The organism is Candidatus Brocadia sapporoensis, from assembly GCF_001753675.2.
Lineage (GTDB): Bacteria > Planctomycetota > Brocadiia > Brocadiales > Brocadiaceae > Brocadia > Brocadia sapporoensis.
Genome location: NZ_MJUW02000122.1, coordinates 1 through 17,705 on the forward strand (window position 1 = coordinate 1; position 17,705 = coordinate 17,705).

Consider the following 17,705-nt stretch of genomic DNA (forward strand, 5'->3'; position numbering starts at 1 on the left):
CAGACCATTTATCATCATGCGGTGTTCTTTGGACAATGCGTGTATGACATGCATTCTCGGAATGAGCGCGAATTTGTGAAAAGTAATTTCGTAACCATTTGGTTTTCGAAAAATTCCCAACAATAACCATGTTTCCCATGCCGTGTAGGGGCAGGTTTGAAACCTGCCCCTGCAATAAATACCATTCATGCAAAATGGTTTTAAAAAGCTAAATTATTACAAAAGAAGATTTTGGCAAGTGTAAAATTGCCCCGATGCTTTTCAAAAAAAGGATGTTTTCGTTCAGACACTAACGATAGGCCGGGGGTGTATTTCAGTATTTTACACACCCCTATATTACCTCTTTCCAGAGGGGACTTAAAAGATCGAAATTCCTTATCATTTAATTGAGTTTACAGTAACTTATACCTGGTCTCCTCCTGTCTCTCCACTGTTTACAGGAAGATTATGGGGGCATTTAAAATTTGTGAATATCCATCTTTAGACAGTTTCATTTCAGAAATTCATCTTGGCAATCCGTTGTGCTCCTTGACGGAAGGAAGAATTGCGGTGAACACGTCGATTGCCGATATGGTACGGCCTGCTTTAAACCCAAAGCTTGGATCATCAAGCAGGGGTGTCAGCATCAGTTCTTTGTCAGTGCAGTGTCCAATAAAATAGAGATTCAAAGCCGGTACTTGGACGGCAATATAAGAAGAAACAGGTATGCCCGTGGAGTCAGAGGCATTTCTTCGAATATTAGCAAGGATTTTAATCAGGTGAGGACCACCAAAATTTGTAGCATTCCAGGCCCCTTGAATTTTTTCTACAACAACTGAAGACCGTATCTGTTCTCTTGCTGTGAAAGGATAAATAATTTTATCGGCGTCTATGAGTAGTTTGTTGGAGTCGCTTCCCGGTTTATACTCACGCAACTGATCAAGTTGTACGAGGAAAACACGAATAGGCTCCCCCAGGGCAACAGCAGACACTTTGTCGAGTGATTCAAAGCCCATTGCTTTGTAGTTCTGCCCGTTGACCAATTTGCGGAGTGTCACCATCGACTCAGATGCTACCTTCTGTGATTCGTTATTATCCGATTGAGCATTTGCATGCGCAATCATCACTAACCATGGTAAGAGTAGTGCCATTAAGAGACGCATATTTGTTTTCCTCCTTATTTATAGGTAATGTCGTAATAGTCATTCCAATGACTATCGCCTGAACCACTGACATACGCGGTATAGGTGATAACGCGTTGGTCGCCAATGTTTGGTGGCCATGGATCGTTGATGATTACATATCTGTCCCGTCTATAGTTACATAACCAATTACAACCATCCTATGTCCTCCGCAGCCAGACCAGTGCCAGGAAAATGCAAATGGTTTCTTTTTACAGTAAATCGGGTCTTTTACTTGATACCAGCTTAAGGGTGTGCCGAAGGTGGTTTTAAATTCGAAGTTATACTTATCAAATTCCGGCCAAACGCTATTGAAGCATGTGGACGGCACGGGATTATTGCAGCAATCCGTGCTGCCGAATCTTTTGTTTGCTTGGTCACATTGGCTCACATCATGGCCCATAAAATCCATTATCATTTCACCACTGGCAGCCCAACACCACATTGACGTCTCCTGTGGGTGCAACCTAACAGCTTGGGAGCCGATCACAGCAGGCTTGCACCAACCAGCCATAAATACTGAAGCCGCAAGTAAGCTGCCTAATAAAAGCCCCCGTCTTTTGGTTCTCACTAATTCTTTAGCCACGACAAGTACCTCCTTTTTCTTGTTAAATACCGTGTAAATAACCTGTGTCTTTTACATAACAATTGCCCACCATGACTTTTCAATTTGGCAATCAAAATGCAGCCAGCGTCATCATATATGACGAAGTGTAGGCCATGGGAGCAAAAACTGTTATCTGCAGAGTCTATGTTATATGTTATGTTGTTAACTCTTTCGAGCTCCGTTTAAACCAACCTCCCTTCTCTGGGATGTCGTCGAGCGTCTATTTTGCCCAACGGTCTCCCTTCTAAAAGTATTGAGCTGGAAGAACTCCTTTTTGGCAGATTTCTCCCCCTTTCCCCTGTATGCTTAACCCAGCTTTCTACGAAAGCTGGGTTAAATGGTAACCGGTTTCTGTCTTTCAAAATTACGGTTGATCTCGCCCACATGGAAACATCTTCGGCAGTAAGGCTGTTTTTTGTGTACAGTAAGGTTGTCTAAGGAACTCACTTCTCTGTGCTCTCAAAGACCCTTTGCTTTGCGTCCCCTGATTACTCAGGGTTTGCCCTTATCGTAATGTTTTTGTTTATTTCTTCATTCTGTGAAAACCATTGCTATCAATCATCATTTAGATGTCAAGAAAAATAATAAATAGTATTGAGTTCTTTTCGAAACATTCTATAATGACGAGTAAAGAGTGATTCGTGAGATGTTGACAGACAAAAGACAAAAAAATGGAAGACGGGTAGTTATTATGTACTTACAAAACATATTCGAGCCAGCGAAAATTGACAACCTTATTCAATTAGCCATTCAGGAAGACATTTTTACAGGGGATATTACGACCGAGAATCTTATTCCGGAAAACCTGATTGTTGAAGGGGCGTTTATTGCTAAAGAAAATGGGATTATTGCCGGATTGCCGGTTGTTGAGTATTTTTTTCTAAAACGGGACAAGAATGTTTTTTTTAAACAATGGGTAAAGGACGGGATTTTTGTTCATAAAGGTGAGACCATTGCCACGATACATGGCAGTGCGAAGATATTACTCTCTGGTGAGCGGATTGCCTTAAATTTCCTGCAAAGGCTTTCAGGAATTGCGACGTTAACTGCGCAGTTTGTTGAACGTGTCAAACCTTCAAAAGCTTCCGTTTTAGATACAAGAAAGACAATCCCCGGCTGGCGATATTTGGAAAAATATGCAGTGACCGTGGGCGGTGGAGTTAACCATCGAATGGGACTCTACGACCAGGTGCTCATAAAAGACAATCATCTGGATATCATGAAAAACAAACTATCCTATGATCTTCCTTCCCATGTCAGCATTATAGAAAAGGCTGTCTCGATATTGCGGCAAACGATAAACAAAGGTGTTTTGATCGAGGTAGAGACAAGGACGCCGGAAGAAATAAAAAATGCCCTCAAGTCAGGGGTTGATATAATTTTGTTTGATAATATGAGCATCCAACAGTTAAATACTGCGGTGAGAATGGTTAATGAATGGAACTATAGTGAGGGTGTACGCCGACCGCTTACGGAGGCGTCGGGAAATATTAACCTCGAAAGTGTACACCTTGTGGCACAAACGGGTGTAGACAGAATCTCTATTGGCGCCATTACACATTCAGCAAAGGCTCTGGATATTTCGCTGGAAATATCCAGGTAAATATTTCAAAAATTGGTTGAATGCGAAAGATTTGTTCAATAGAATTAAACTTTTGTAACCATTTGGCTCTTTGAAAAAGGTAGCGCCGGCCGTCCGACGAAGTTCACGACAAAATCCCTTGTGGTCGGCTGCCTACGGGCGGGCATTGTGCGGGGGGCTTCGTAGTGAACTCTGTCGAACGATAAACCACCCGCGCTGTGGGGTATATTTTGTGAAGATTCCCATTGCAGGTGTTTTTCAAAGAGCGAAATGGTTACCAATTTTTAATTCCTAAAAGGTGATTGTATCAGAATGGCCATGATTTTCTTTATACTCCGCGTTCGGCGGCAAGAAGTTGAGGCTGAAGAATTCCATGATTGAATGTAGCGTATGAAGGCGGTTGTTATAATCCCTGCAAGATATGCGTCGACCCGGCTGCCTTGTAAATTGATCCTGCCAGAAGTCAAGTCCGTTACCGGAAAATATATCATAGAGCACGTCTATCAAAACGTAAAACAGGCGCGACGCATTCACCGGGTTATTGTTGCAACGGATAACCGGCTTATCTATGATATTGTGAAAGGTTTTGGCGGCGATGTGGAGATGACTTCCGTATCGCATACCTCAGGAACAGACCGGATTGCCGAGGTCGCGGGAAGGTTAGACGCCGATATCGTTGTGAATGTGCAGGGGGATGAGCCGGAAATGAATGCGGATATGGTCGACCAGGTTATTGATGCCCTGGCTGATGAAAAGACCGCCGTCATGGCAACTCTTGCACATAAGATAAGTGATACTACAGAATTATCCAATCCCAATGTGGTAAAGGTTGTACGGGATAATTGCGGATACGCACTCTACTTTTCCCGCTCGCAGATTCCTTATGTGCGTGATAATAGAGAACCCCTCAGTGAACCCGGTATTATTTTTCTGAGGCATCTGGGTCTTTATGCATACAAAAGAGAGTTTTTATTGCACTACTCCAAACTCACCTCTTCCGTTTTAGAACACGCGGAAAAGCTGGAACAGCTCAGGGCGCTTTCCAACGGTTACAAAATCAAAGTGGCAATTACCGAATACACTTCCCGAGGCATTGACACGCGGGAGGACTTGATGGCTTTTTTGGAAAGATACAAACATGACTAAACATATCTTTGTTACAGGTGGCGTAGTTTCTTCTCTCGGTAAAGGGCTCAACTCTGCATCCATTGGGTTGTTGCTGGAGAGCAGAGGACTTAAGGTACGACTGCAAAAATTTGATCCCTATGTGAATATCGATCCCGGGACGATGAGTCCCTATGAACATGGGGAGGTTTATGTAACGGACGACGGTGCGGAGACAGACCTGGACTTAGGGCATTATGAACGATTTACCAATAGCAGAACGAACCGGTACTGTAATTTTACAACGGGTTCGATCTATTATTCTGTTATCACAAAAGAACGTAAAGGTGAGTATTTAGGAAAGACCGTGCAGGTAATCCCCCATATTACCAATGAAATCATCGAATGTATCCAGAAGCTGGATGGGCCAGATACGGATATTGTTATATCCGAAATTGGCGGTATTGTGGGTGATATTGAAAACCAGCCGTTCCTTGAGGCTATCAGGCAGTTTGGCCAAAGGGTGGGGCGGGAAAACGTGCTCTACATTCACCTTACTCTCGTCCCTTTTTTGAGTGCAGCAGAGGAGATTAAGACAAAACCGACCCAGCATAGCGTTGGTATGCTGCGGCAGGCAGGCATTCAGCCGGACATTATTATTTGCAGGACAGAAAAGCACCTTGGCGTTGAGGTAAAAGAAAAATTGTCCCTTTTTTGTAATGTGGATAAAAATGCAATTATTGAAGAACGGGATGTGAAGCCCTATCTTTATGAGATACCGCTTATCCTTATCGATCAGGGCCTGGATACGTTTATCATACAGAAACTAGAACTGAAAACAAATGGTAATACTATCGATCGATGGTTGTCAATATTGGAGATATTGAAAAATCCAACTCAGGCTACCGAGATAGCGATCGTCGGTAAATATATTGCACATCAGTCAGCCTATGAGTCTATTTACGAATCCCTGATTCATGGGGGCATTGGGAATAACGCCCGGGTACGGGTGCGCAGGGTAGAATCTGAGGACGTGGAAAAGAACGGGGCAAGGGCACATCTGGAAGGGGCAAGAGGGATTCTCGTTCCCGGCGGATTTGGGGTGCGCGGGGTTGAGGGTAAGATTGAAGCGATACGGTATGCACGGGAAAACAAGATCCCCTTCTTTGGCATTTGCCTCGGAATGCAATGCGCCGCCATTGAATTTGCGCGGAATGTATGCAATCTCAAGAGTGCAAACAGCACGGAATTTGACATCAATACTCCTGATCCGGTAATCAGCTTGTTGGAAGAGCAGCGCGCTGTGTCGTCTAAAGGCGGGACCATGAGGCTTGGGGCGCAACCGTGTGTCCTTCATGAAGGTACAAAGGCATTTAAGGCATACGGAAGCAGGGAGATCTCAGAACGGCACCGGCACAGGTATGAATTTAATAATCGCTATACAGAGCTGTTTGTGGACAGGGGCATGGTTTTTAGCGGATATACCTCTGACAAGCAATTCGTAGAAATCATGGAACTCAGGGATCACCCCTGGTTTGTTTGTGTGCAGTTTCATCCGGAATTTAAGTCGAAGCCCACCGACCCCCATCCCTTATTCAGGGAATTTATCCGGGCATCGTTGCAGCAATAGGGAACACTTTTTCCCTGTATTTTCCAAAGAAAATATTGATATTTTAGCCAAAATGCTGACTCACAAATTTCGTGCTTCGCCTGCCTATCGGACAAATGGGGAACCTGCCTTTTCGGTAGGGCATTGATCACTGCTGTCCAAATTAGCTGAGAAGTCCAGGTACAGGCCTTGAATTTACTGGCATTTTGGACAAGTATTCGTTGTTTTTAAAATCGGGTTATCATAAACAATGGTTCGAACATTTTTTATTGAAAAAGTAAAAGAGGAGTATCATAGATCCTCGCGAGAGAATTTTACAAATGCCACAATAAGAGGATATATGGCACATCCAACTTACCGAGACGATTTTAAACCAAATGAAAGGTATACGCAAATCACAAGTTAAATTTATGGTAACAGCTTAGCTTTTTGAAAGGGAATTCCCATGCATTTTATTTGTATGGTAAGAGATGAAACATTTGCTGCCTTGTGACACACCCCCGACCTCTCTTTTTAGAAGGGGAGAGCAAGAGCCCTTTCTGGAAAAAAGGGATTTAGGGGTGAGTTTGATGCGATCAAACGCCTTGTCTTTTATAAAGAGCAGCAACCTTCATGTTGCTGGGATTTTTCAAAAAACGGAATTGTTACAAAAAATACAATCTGTTTATCAAGGACTGAGAAGTTACGGCGCTATTGCCGCTTAAATTTGTCTGAACTGTTGTATATACAAAGCACTACTTAAATTTATAAATGTAAATGGCTAAATATTTTTTTAATATATACCCAATCTTTTTCACTTTGAAAAACCACATGATTTGCCTCTAGTTCTTCTTTTTTCAATTGTTTTTCCCACCACTTTATCTGCTTAAATTCAGTAACAGAAACGACAAACGAATTCAAAATGGTATCGTGATCACCAATTTGCTTTTCCAGGGTTTTTATCTCTTTATGAAAACGTATCTTTGGATCATCAATGCCTTTTGCATGGCGAATGCCGTGCGGGTCGACAAAACTTACGTACTGCTTTCCAGAAAACACTAACCACATAATAAAATCTGGATAAAAATTATGTGCCTGAAAAAAACCTACACCCCTACCTTTGCCCAGGTTCCGGAGCAAATATAACTCTTTATCCTGAAAATAGTCGGTATTGCCCTCGAAATAGTTCTTTAAATCAATAACAAACTGATTTTCACCCTCATTCAATGCAACTGGCATCACCTTTATTTCACTATCTTTTATGTAAATCAGGGGTTTGTATAAATGCTGATCAAATGAAAATGAACGGAGTGATCTAAACTCAAAATCGCTGAAATCGTGACGTCCTATCTTTTGCTTTAGCTCTTTCAGTTTGGCAATGATGTCATCACGTGACCTCTCAACGAGGAAGGTATATTCATCTACGATATTACCCTTTTTCCCTTGTGCTTCTAAGGCTGCTTCGACCTCATCAAGATACCTATACTCCATCTTGTCTTTTTCATAATCTAACTTCTTTGCATGGTAAAAATGGTCACAATATTTTTTTAGTAGTGTTATTGCTATTTCCTGCCATAAACGCACCTGCTCAAAAGAACGAAATACAAGCTCTTCTTCCGGAATATAGAGAACATACCAATCCGTCCGTTCCAATAAAACGGGCAGTATATCCTTTTTAATATTGAGATTATGATAGGCACGCTCGTTCTTATATTTTTGCAATTCAAAATAGACATTCTCATAATCAATAAAGGCACGTTGCTCATCTCCCAGCTTTCCTTCATGAAGTGTCGCTGTTGCTGAAGATCGTGCCAAACGACTCTGAATTGCTTCGATTTTTGGATACCAATCAACGATTATGGGACGTTCAAGTAAATACTCATCAGGTTCTCCCAGTGTCGGTCTTTCGCCATCCTTCTTGAAATCTACCCCTTCCTTCAGTTGTGGATATTTCAGTTTTCTTGTACCAAGGTTGGAAATTGCAGGGATGACAATCTCTTCGTAATCATCCTTTCCCTTCACCCCTTCCTCTTCTAAATATTCACGAAATTGGCGCATATAATCAGCCTTAATCCCAAAAACATTCAGCGTCTCAACGGTTCCAATGTGCTTTGGCACTTTGGTTGTTTTTATATACGAGCTTCGTTTTAAACTCAGCTCGTATCCCTTCAACCGGACTCCCCGACCAAACAATTGAATAATTTCCGACCCTTCTGACCTGCCTATGTTCATAAGCCCCATAGTGCTTACGCGCCAGCTGTTCCATCCTTCGGTAAATTTCTTTGACCCGATAAGTATTTTCACCGGAGAATGCCTCTCTGAGAGCTGGTGAAAAAGCGAGTCAGAAAAATCTTTATCCGATGCAGAAATACCATTCTGTTCACAGAGCTTTATCAGCTCACGATCATCGCCAACGTTAATAACACCAAAATACTCGTTATCTCCCAGTCTTAAACCAATTTCACCCTGAACACCCTTTAGATTATCCAGATGCATCTGCGCCTCGGTAGTACCACAATTAAACACCAGCTTTCTAACATCTGCGTATACATCCAGAGCGCTCATCCCCTTTTCAATCAAATAGGTAAAACGTCCGGCAAAAAGGTCTCTGCCCTGGGTGTCGTTGAGTTGAGATGTGTCTGTTAAAAGTCTATCGATATACTCAATCGATTGCTGTGTATTCTTCAGAAAACCATTCAGAAACAGTAAAATATCGACAACATCAGATACCTTCTTTTTCTCTTCTGTGCGAACCGCAGTTACCTTACTTCCTACAAATACCCACAGCGGCTCTTCCAATAAAAACGGAGAAAATTCCCTCTCGTGTTCTTCATATATGAGAAGTTGCTGGTAAAAACTCAGGAGGCATGCGGTAAGATAGAGTTCCCTTTGCTCCTCATGGCGGTCTTCCGCAAGGTTTAAGATAGAATATTCCTTGCCATACCCGTCCCGGTAAAAATATTTATATGAGTAATCAAACACAATGCATTTCGCATACTGCAGAAGCATTTCTTTTTTACCCGATGCCTTCATTGCCTGGCCAAAGGTAGCTGAATACTCAAAGGAAAAACCCTGTTCACACAGTCGATTCCGCTTATCCATCCACTCCTCTCCGCCAGCGCCGCGGTGTCCCTCGTCAACAAGCACCAGATTATTTCCCTCAAAACAATCCACACCCACTGTCTTTTCCCCTGATTCTTCCTTGAGTTTGTGCACATCAATAATCTCAATGGCATTACTGCGAAAGAGTCCCATTGCGTCTTTGTTAAAAAGCTCTGCGTCCATGCCTGATAACAAGAATTCTCTTCTGTGCTGCTCTGAAAGCCCTTCATTCGGTGTTAAAAGGATGGTTCTGTTCACCTCATTCTGTCTGCCATACTTCTTCAGATAATAATGGTACTGGAGTATATTGACGTGCATAATCAACGTCTTGCCGGAACCTGTTGCCTGCCAGAAGGCGATTTTGTTAAGGTCGTCAGATGTATATGATTCCACCTGTTCCCCTGGTTCTTTATCCCTGTTGAATTGTGTAACAAAGTTATTCAATTCAACCAGAAATTTTTGGGGATTTTGGAAATACTTATCCAGATAAATCTCCGTAAAGAGGAGCGCCATATATTGGAAATATTTCCAGCGAAACCCTTCGCGTCTTCTGGAAATGCGCAGTGTGTGGCTTACGATATTTTGATCGTATTCCAGAAGCATATCATTAGGCAGAGCCTGCCTTTCAAAAAGTTTATTCACCAGATGGTTATGGAAACGAGACACGTTATCCTCGTCAAACCCTTCCAACTGGGATGCCTTCATGCCCTTGCACAAGTCACCAAGAGAGTCTGCTTCAAAAAGGCTCAGGATGTACTGGAAAAGGACAAGGGATTTCCCGAAGTTGAATGTTGTCTGCCTTTGTCTGTTTTGTCGTCTTTTGGCCATAGTTTTATAAAATATATTGCAAGAGTCTTTGTCTAATCATTACAAGGTTTGGGCTTGTAACAGACAGAAATTCCGCGTTCATTTTTACCCACCCCTCAATCCCCTCCCAAGAGGGGACTTATCAAATTCCCCTCTTGGGAGGGGCAGGGGTGGGTTTGTTCATTGGTTAACTAAAAATATTGAAATTCCGAAACGTTAAGAATAGATTTTAAATGAGTTTGACAAAGAAGTCAGGCTTTGGTACTTTAATCATCAGCGGGTAAATCCTGCAATGTGCCTCTGGCGCTTCCTTCCATCGGTTGGCTATGAACCAGAGGAAATGGGCATTGCAGGGACCGCATTATTTATACGACAAAGCATGTTTTAGACAATTATGACAATATAAAACATGGAGTGCTGTAGAGACGTATTACAATGCGTCTCTACTTGAACCTGTCGGGGTTACAAATAGTTATACTTTTTGTCTCACCAAATATACACAAACATATTTGTGTCTCACAAACAACTAAAAATGAGACGCAAAATAAATTGTGTTTCACCAGTTAAACACTAAACGTTATTCCACAATTTGGAATAAATGGTTTCATGTTCATTTTTTCAGATTTAATAAGTTAGACGTCCTTCACATCAAACATACGTTTTTTTAACTCTTCTTCTATAAGCGACACCTTCCACTTGTCTTCCGCAACCTTCAGATTTTCAAGGTTGTTGTCACCATTTACGAATATCCTGTCATATTCATAATCCTGTGTGTTATATTTCTGTTTTAGGAAAAATGTATCCAATTCCTTATTAGACTTTTCTTTTGTATTTCGCCAGATCACGAGCGTTTTTTCTCCTGTGCGCAACCTACCTCGAATTACCTTGAATCCACGAATGACCTCTGTCTGCTCCACATACAGTCCAATCAGATAGTTAAAGGTTTCCACAAGGTCTACCCTCGTTGTCTTCAGTTCACTATCATGGCGAATTTGTAATGTGTAATTGAAAGGGTCTTCAAATTTGTCAATGTTAAGGAGGCTGTCACTTTCCCGTGTTTCCACATCAAGCCAGTAACCCAGCATGTACTCCTCTTTTGCTGTCTTGCTGGAGGTAAGCGCCTTTTGTTGTTTCTTGTCACGCTTGATAATAAGGTTATCCAAGGTATCCTCATAGCTTTCGAGCTTCATATATTTGAACATGTGGCTAATGCCTTCTCTTGATACCGGCTTGCCGTCCTTCCAGTCTTTGGAATACACGACTTTCTGAATACGGGGTTTTAAGACCGTGTCGAAGTATTGCCCCATTTCCACGAGGATGTATTTGCGTTTTCCACCATCTTCACGGTTGAGATTGATGACTGCATGGGCTGTTGTGCCGGAACCGGCAAAAAAATCCAAAGTTAAATCATTTTTTGTAGTTGAAAAATTAATAAGATGTATTATTAACTCTTTTGGTTTTGGATTTGAGAAAAATTCTGGTATACCAAAAATATCATTATTTAATTCTTTAGCAGCACTATCAGAGGAACCATGTTCTAAAAGAAGATTTGGATGTGCAGATAAAGAATCTTCGTCTTCAAAATCATAAATCTTAAGCTTTACAATTCCCTCTTCAAATATAAACCTTTTTTTCTTTTCCAGTTTACGTGCCTTTTCTTCACCAATTTGCCATCGTTTCCCTTCCCTTGGTTTATGGCCAATAATTGAAAACTGCATAGAATCTCGTTTGTAAACGCCAACATTCTTTTTTTCTATTATTGTAGTGCGATATTTCCCTTCAGTATCCTCATAAGGATAACTTCGATTTTCAGCTTTTGTAATTCTCGGATAAATACCTCGTGTATTACCGTAAGTCAATGTGTTATCAACTAAAGAACTCACATATGCTCCTTCCACATTAGTAGACGTCCCTTTTTTCTTCCAAAGAAAGTTTGCGATAGGCTTATTAACTCCAAAAATTAAATTCATAAGCAATATAAAGTTCGCCTGCTCGGTATCATCGAGACTCACAAAAATATTACCAGTATCTGACATTAAGTGTTTAGTCCGAAAAAACCTGCTATTCATCATAGAAACCCAACTTGAATGCTGATAATTATCCTTATAAACAAATCCATCTTCCCCTGTGTTATAAGGCGGATCAATATAAACACACTTCACCTGCTCACGGTATTTCTCTAAAAGTAAATTCAGCGCCTGAAAATTTTCCGAATTAACAATTACCCCATCACACATCTCATCAATATTATCAAGGCTTGCCAACAGTCTTTCTTTGAACTCATTGCTAAAGAATTTCGTATCCACAATCAGATAAGGATTTGCCTTGAGAAATTTCACCGTAAGCGGTTTTGTATAGCCGGGGTTTGTTAAATTCTTTTTAATCTCGTCAATGGTAAACAATCTTACCCACTCTTCTCTTTGTGCATTATTTTTCGCTATTTCATCGTATAGTTCTTCTGGCACACGATCCAGGGTCACGCAATATCCACACTCAACCACAAACTTTTTCTTAAGCCACAACTTCTTCTGATAGTCCTCAAGCTGGGCAAGAAATGTGATAATCTTGTGCGCAATGCGCTTTAAGACCTTAACCTTCCCAATGGACTGAAAGACCTTTCTCTCATCCTGCTCATCAAGGTCATCAATAAAAAGCACCTCGTTTTTGATGTAGAAATCAAGTTCACGCCGTAAGAAGCCACCCAGGTCTTTATGAATGAAAAAATCAAAATTAAAGCGCGCGGTGTAGTTATTTAGATGCTTTTCAAGGAGTGTCCGATGTGGACTTTTTGCCGTTGGCATCATTTCAAACAATTCATGAAAGTCAACAAGTCCTTTTGGTTTTTTGTACTCACCGATAATGTATTCCAATGTTTTTTTGTTGAGATCTGCCTGCTTTGTATTATCAGGAAGATAGGTAAACCGGATATAAAGATTATCATCTTCGGTTTTTAACGGCTCGTCCTCGCAGAGACGAAAACGTCTCTCTTTTCCCTGTTCCTGTTTTACGTTATCTTTTTCCTCCGTTGCATCAACAAGCTTAAAATGCACCCGTTTTTGGAAAGGGAGTGTGAAAACATAGTCACGCAGATATTCGAATGACTTTATATAGTATTGATCTGCGTTTGCCCAGTGAAGCTTTACCTCTTCGCCTTCGTATGGAATGGCGTAGGTATCCTTTTTATAACGTCTGAGGCTTAAAAAGTCACCATTATCGTAATAGCGCCTGAAAAACATGGTTAAATGTGAAAAGACCTCATTTGCCAATGATTCCTCATCGCCATAAGCTGCCATTTCTTCTTTTATCTTTAAAACCTTTGAGTTTGTTTCAGGGTCAACATCCGCATCTTTCAGGGTTTTTATAAGCCCTTCCAATTCCTTTTGTCTTTCCCCGGCTTCGGCGCTTTTATATCTTGTAAATTCCTGTTTTACCTGCGGCAGCAGTTCTTTATCAAGAAAGTGTTCTATTTCTTCACGCTTCTGGTTCATAATACGATAAATGCCAAAATCAAGGTCTGCCTGATCCATCTGGAACATCTGCCTGAGAATTTTCTTTAGTTTTTCATACTGGGTTTCCATTATGTTCTACTCCTAAGTATATCTTAACCCTGACAGGGTTCGGAACCCTGTCAGGGTTAACTTTAAACGACCTTCCATCGTATCGTAAATAATACTTCTGAAGTTGTTTTTTGCTGCAATTTCTTTTTGAGTTTTTCAATTAAATCATTACGCTTTTCTTCGATTTCATCCTCAACATCAAATATCCTTTGCCTTTGTTTACGCTGAACCTTTTCTGTTTCCTTAATCTTTATCTCAAGGTCATGTTTTTCCTGCATTGACGTTGATTGGCGTAACAGACGGTTTAATGTCCTGATCTGATTTTTGGTATCTTTTAATTCCTTTTCTGCCGAAGAAACAAGATCGTCAGCCCATCGAAACAAGCGATCGCATTCGTCCTGATAATAAGAATTGTTTCGCTCCAATGTTTTATCTATCATAGCGTTTATATGGCATTGGGCATCATCCTGTAATCTCATAAGGACATCGTCAGGCAAACGAACGTCTCTGCAAGTAGTTGCACCGCAATCAAATATTTTTTCACATATTTCAGGATGTATTACAGCGCCTGACTCATCAAAGGCATTGAAAAGCAGATACTCGTCCTTCCCAAAACTGTGAATGGTGAGCTTGGATAAAACCATGTAACCAGTTTTTCCTTTGAGAGATTCTACCACAGAAATCTTAACGGGATGATTACTAATATCAAAGACTAGTTCTGCATGCGGTGTATTACACTTTTGTGACTCAGATAATACATACTCACCCAAAGGATGTGACATGCGATATAAATATACCCCTTCAATATTCTCTTTTCTCTTGGAAATGAGGGAATAATGTCCCGTTGGGAATTTATTACCAGGCGCTTCTTTAAGGTAAAAAGACAATCCATTGGGATTAAATTCGGCTCTATCCCGCAATGCATGTTCAGTTATTGCCCAAAACCGCCGTTCCATTTTATCAAGAAACGTTTGGGTTTGTTCCAGATGCACTTTGAGCCGCTCATGCACATCTTCATCAAAATGTTCTAAAAGGATTTGTTTGCTTTCCTCAATCTTTGATTGAATCTGCACATCCATGCGTTGTTGCAATTCGGAAAATGCCTTTTGAATTTCATCAGGCTTACGACATTCCTTATAAATTCTGAGCACTTCTCTCTCGAAATCAACCCCAGACTCAAGCGAACCAAGCACTTCATCTGATGCACCGAAAACCCCGCTAAAGAGGTTAAATTTATATTCCAAGAGATCGTACACCTGGCAGTCTACCTCATTCCGTTCATTGAGAAAATTAATCACAACAACGTCATATTTCTGTCCGTAACGATGGCATCTGCCAATTCGTTGTTCTATACGTTGCGGATTCCAGGGAAGATCATAATTAATCACCAATGAACAAAATTGCAGATTAATGCCCTCTGCTGCCGATTCCGTTGCAACAAGGATATCTGCCGTATCCCGGAAATGTTCGAGAATAGCCATACGTATATCTGAGCTTTTCGACTCTGTGATACGGCCAGTTTCTTTATTTCGTTCAAGCCAGCTTTCGTATAGATTTTTTGATTCCTGATCTGTATTTGTACCATTGAAGGTAACAACCTTTCCCTGATAACCATTAGCATCGAGAAAATTTTTCAAATACTGCTGAGTCCTCCTCGATTCTGTAAAAACAACAACTTTTCTCTTCGCCCCCATTCGCTCTGCTTCCATGAAACCCCGTTCAATACCTTCTTTGAGTCTTTTTGTCTTTGAGTCAATTTTAATATTCTTCGCATTTTCAATAAAGCTTTCCAGTAACGCAATCTCCTGCTTAACTCTTTCCTTGTCAATTTCTTCTTCACCCTGATTAGTTTCGGTTGCGTTATTACCCGAATCTTCTCCTGACGTTATCTCTAATTCTTCCAGTTCTTCTTCGTCAAGAGATTCGTCATCAACCAATTGCTCTATAATATTTTCACCGGGTAGTTGTTCATTCTGTAACTTTTCCAAACGGCATTTAATCGTTTCCAATGTCTTTATAAGCGCATACGATGACGAGACTAATATTTTTCTGATAACAAGGGTAATTAAAGACTTTTGACTGGTAGGTATGGCATACGTATCAGGCCGTTGAAGAAAAGCGGTTATGTCCTGATATAAAGAGACTTCCTGATCTGCCTGTGCAAAGCGAATGGTTATAGCCTTACGATGTGTGTAAGGGATATATTGTAAAACCTGTTTGCGAAGTGTACGTTTGCAAAAACCTTTTAATCGTGCCTTTAAACTTTCTAAATCCGTATCATTGACATATAACTGACGAAAACTTCTGCTATCGCCGAATATATAATCATCAATAATTGTGGATAATCCAAAAAGCTCCATTAAGGAATTTTGTAACGGTGTTGCGGTGAGAAGAATCTTTTTTGTATCTTCCAGAACCCATTTAATTGCCTGACCAAGTACATTTGTGGATCGGTATGCATTTCTTAGCTTATGTGCTTCATCAATAATTGCTAAATCCCAGGGCACGAGCTTTCCCGTTTCCTGTTTCTTATTTATAAATTGATATGAACAGATAACAACTTTATTTTGAAGAAAAGGATTCTCGTGCCCTTCACTTTCAAGTCGATTGTATACCACTGATTCAAGGATTACGGATGGTATATTGAATTTTTCTTCAAGTTCTATGCACCATTGCTTGCGAATAGAAGCGGGGCAGATGATGAGTAATTTACGCTTCCGTTCTGCCCAGTATTGGCACAATACCAGAGCGGCTTCTATCGTTTTACCCAAACCAACCTCATCGGCCAGGACAACGCCTTTTGATAAGGGTGAATTTAAAGCAAAGAGTGCCGCTTCAATTTGATGTGGATTCAAATCAACTGCAGCATCGAAGAGTGAACGGGATATTTTTTCAATCCCGTCTTCAGTAGAAGATCGTAACAGATCGTGGGCGAAATATTTTGCGTGGTAATCAGTGATATTCACTAAAACAAATCAATACAAAATCGGTCAGATGAAAACGGATATATACTTCTCAAAATCATTCCTATCATCTCATCAGGCAGTTTTATACAAGATGGTTTTTTTGGCAACAAAAGATACTTCAGCAGGTGTGTGGATAGTTTTGGAAGGGCTTATTAGAGATGTTCTGGAGAATGGCTACGACAACTACTCCGCTGTATACAACCAGCAAGTAAGGGGTGCACCTTATACGGTCCAACCTTTTTCCTGATTATAGTGCGTCAGAGTTTCCAACAGCCCGCTGAAGATATCCATTGTTTCAAAATACGTTGCGGAATATTTTCTGTGTATAGTATTTGCTCTGAATTCTTTGTCATGCTATTAACCGCAACAAGCCATTTTGTAATATTGTAAACAGGTGGAGATATACATAAAAAAAGCCAACCGGGAATATCCCGGCCCCTATAGTTAGTCTTTGTATAAGCATTACATCATCCTTTTGTGTTTTCAGCAATATCCTCAACACAGCGTGGATTTGTTTTCTGATGGTTTGATTCTATTCACTAAGTTTTGATTTATCAAGCTATTTTTCGTTTTTCTGCATGCGTCCTCGAAGATGCCTCGGTGATTTCAGAAGCACGGATGGCTTTATTGGGGGGGTAGGGTAATTCCTTCTACTATTTCTAAGACTCTTCTAACAAATCCTAACACGGAAAATGTAAGGGATAATCTATTAATTCCTAGGCTAAACCACCCGCTAGGCGGGTGAGAATAGGAAAGGCTATGCTGTGGTATTTACAAAAGAAGTCTCCGCCGGTAAAGTGCAAATGGGAATGCCCGGAATTTGTACAATGCCAGGGGGAGACGAAGATGAAAAAGAGTTTATCACGTGCCGTATGGGGGTGCAAGTATCTATACTGAACCCCGCATCTGAAACATTATCTCCCTTAATAACAGCAGAGGAAGGAAAAAAGCCACCCTATAACCGAAGACATAACTTGAATGAGCCTTTGGGCATATCCAAAAATCGGTCTCATGCCCAAAACGTAAAAGCCGGTTTCATGACTATACCCATTAATCATTTATGATGCTCAATATCTGAAATATTGGAACAACAGATTCCAGGTTGGTTTTGTAAATTAAAAGGATTTCATGCCGGTAGAAACATTTGCGCCGTCTATAAGGTGTCGTGTAATAAACATCAATACGCTTTGACCATGTCTGTTGCTGTTCAGCGAAGATGGTATTGCCGGTTC

At 40.8% G+C, this 17,705-nt stretch carries 9 protein-coding genes and 1 riboswitch; of the genes, 4 read left to right on the forward strand and 5 right to left on the reverse strand.

The genetic code is table 11. The features are described from left to right. Nucleotides 1-503 precede the first annotated feature (503 nt). Both BIY37_RS12495 and BIY37_RS12500 read right to left on the reverse strand, forming a co-directional pair. On the reverse strand, nt 504-1,130 hold the full coding sequence (locus tag BIY37_RS12495; protein WP_143299280.1) for a hypothetical protein: 627 nt from the start codon (nt 1,128-1,130) through the stop codon (nt 504-506). A gap of 145 nt (nt 1,131-1,275) precedes the next feature. Next, on the reverse strand, nt 1,276-1,746 hold the full coding sequence (locus tag BIY37_RS12500) for a papain-like cysteine protease family protein (RefSeq protein WP_070068179.1): 471 nt from the start codon (nt 1,744-1,746) through the stop codon (nt 1,276-1,278). 416 nt (nt 1,747-2,162) lie between these two features. Continuing rightward, nucleotides 2,163-2,281: riboswitch (cyclic di-GMP riboswitch) on the reverse strand. 132 nt (nt 2,282-2,413) lie between these two features. Between BIY37_RS12500 and nadC the strand changes: the two genes are divergently transcribed. From nadC to BIY37_RS12515, 3 genes are all read left to right on the forward strand, one after another. Next, nucleotides 2,414-3,370 carry a carboxylating nicotinate-nucleotide diphosphorylase gene (gene nadC / locus BIY37_RS12505; RefSeq protein WP_201789442.1) on the forward strand — a complete coding sequence of 319 codons (957 nt, stop codon included), beginning with the start codon at nt 2,414-2,416 and terminating at the stop codon, nt 3,368-3,370. Nucleotides 3,371-3,739: 369 nt separating this feature from the next. Beyond that, a complete protein-coding gene (gene kdsB, locus BIY37_RS12510) occupies nt 3,740-4,495 on the forward strand; it encodes a 3-deoxy-manno-octulosonate cytidylyltransferase (protein ID WP_070068180.1) in 756 nt (251 codons plus the stop codon). Next, nucleotides 4,488-6,083 (forward strand): CTP synthase, encoded by a 1,596-nt coding sequence (locus tag BIY37_RS12515; RefSeq protein WP_070068181.1) that lies wholly within the window; start codon nt 4,488-4,490, stop codon nt 6,081-6,083. Before kdsB ends, BIY37_RS12515 begins: the two co-directional genes overlap by 8 nt. A gap of 723 nt (nt 6,084-6,806) precedes the next feature. Here the strand turns inward: BIY37_RS12515 and BIY37_RS12525 are convergent. From BIY37_RS12525 to BIY37_RS12535, 3 genes are all read right to left on the reverse strand, one after another. Continuing rightward, on the reverse strand, nt 6,807-9,971 hold the full coding sequence (locus BIY37_RS12525) for a DEAD/DEAH box helicase family protein (protein WP_070068183.1): 3,165 nt from the start codon (nt 9,969-9,971) through the stop codon (nt 6,807-6,809). Between the two features lie 611 nt (nt 9,972-10,582). Next, nucleotides 10,583-13,528, reverse strand: a complete 2,946-nt coding sequence (locus BIY37_RS12530; protein WP_070068184.1) for a site-specific DNA-methyltransferase — start codon at nt 13,526-13,528, stop codon at nt 10,583-10,585. Nucleotides 13,529-13,590: 62 nt separating this feature from the next. Beyond that, nucleotides 13,591-16,473, reverse strand: coding sequence for an SNF2-related protein (locus BIY37_RS12535; RefSeq protein ID WP_070068185.1), 2,883 nt, complete (start codon nt 16,471-16,473; stop codon nt 13,591-13,593). Between the two features lie 764 nt (nt 16,474-17,237). Here BIY37_RS12535 and BIY37_RS12545 point away from each other — a divergent pair. Then, nucleotides 17,238-17,537 carry a hypothetical protein gene (locus tag BIY37_RS12545; protein WP_070068187.1) on the forward strand — a complete coding sequence of 100 codons (300 nt, stop codon included), beginning with the start codon at nt 17,238-17,240 and terminating at the stop codon, nt 17,535-17,537. Nucleotides 17,538-17,705 lie beyond the last annotated feature (168 nt).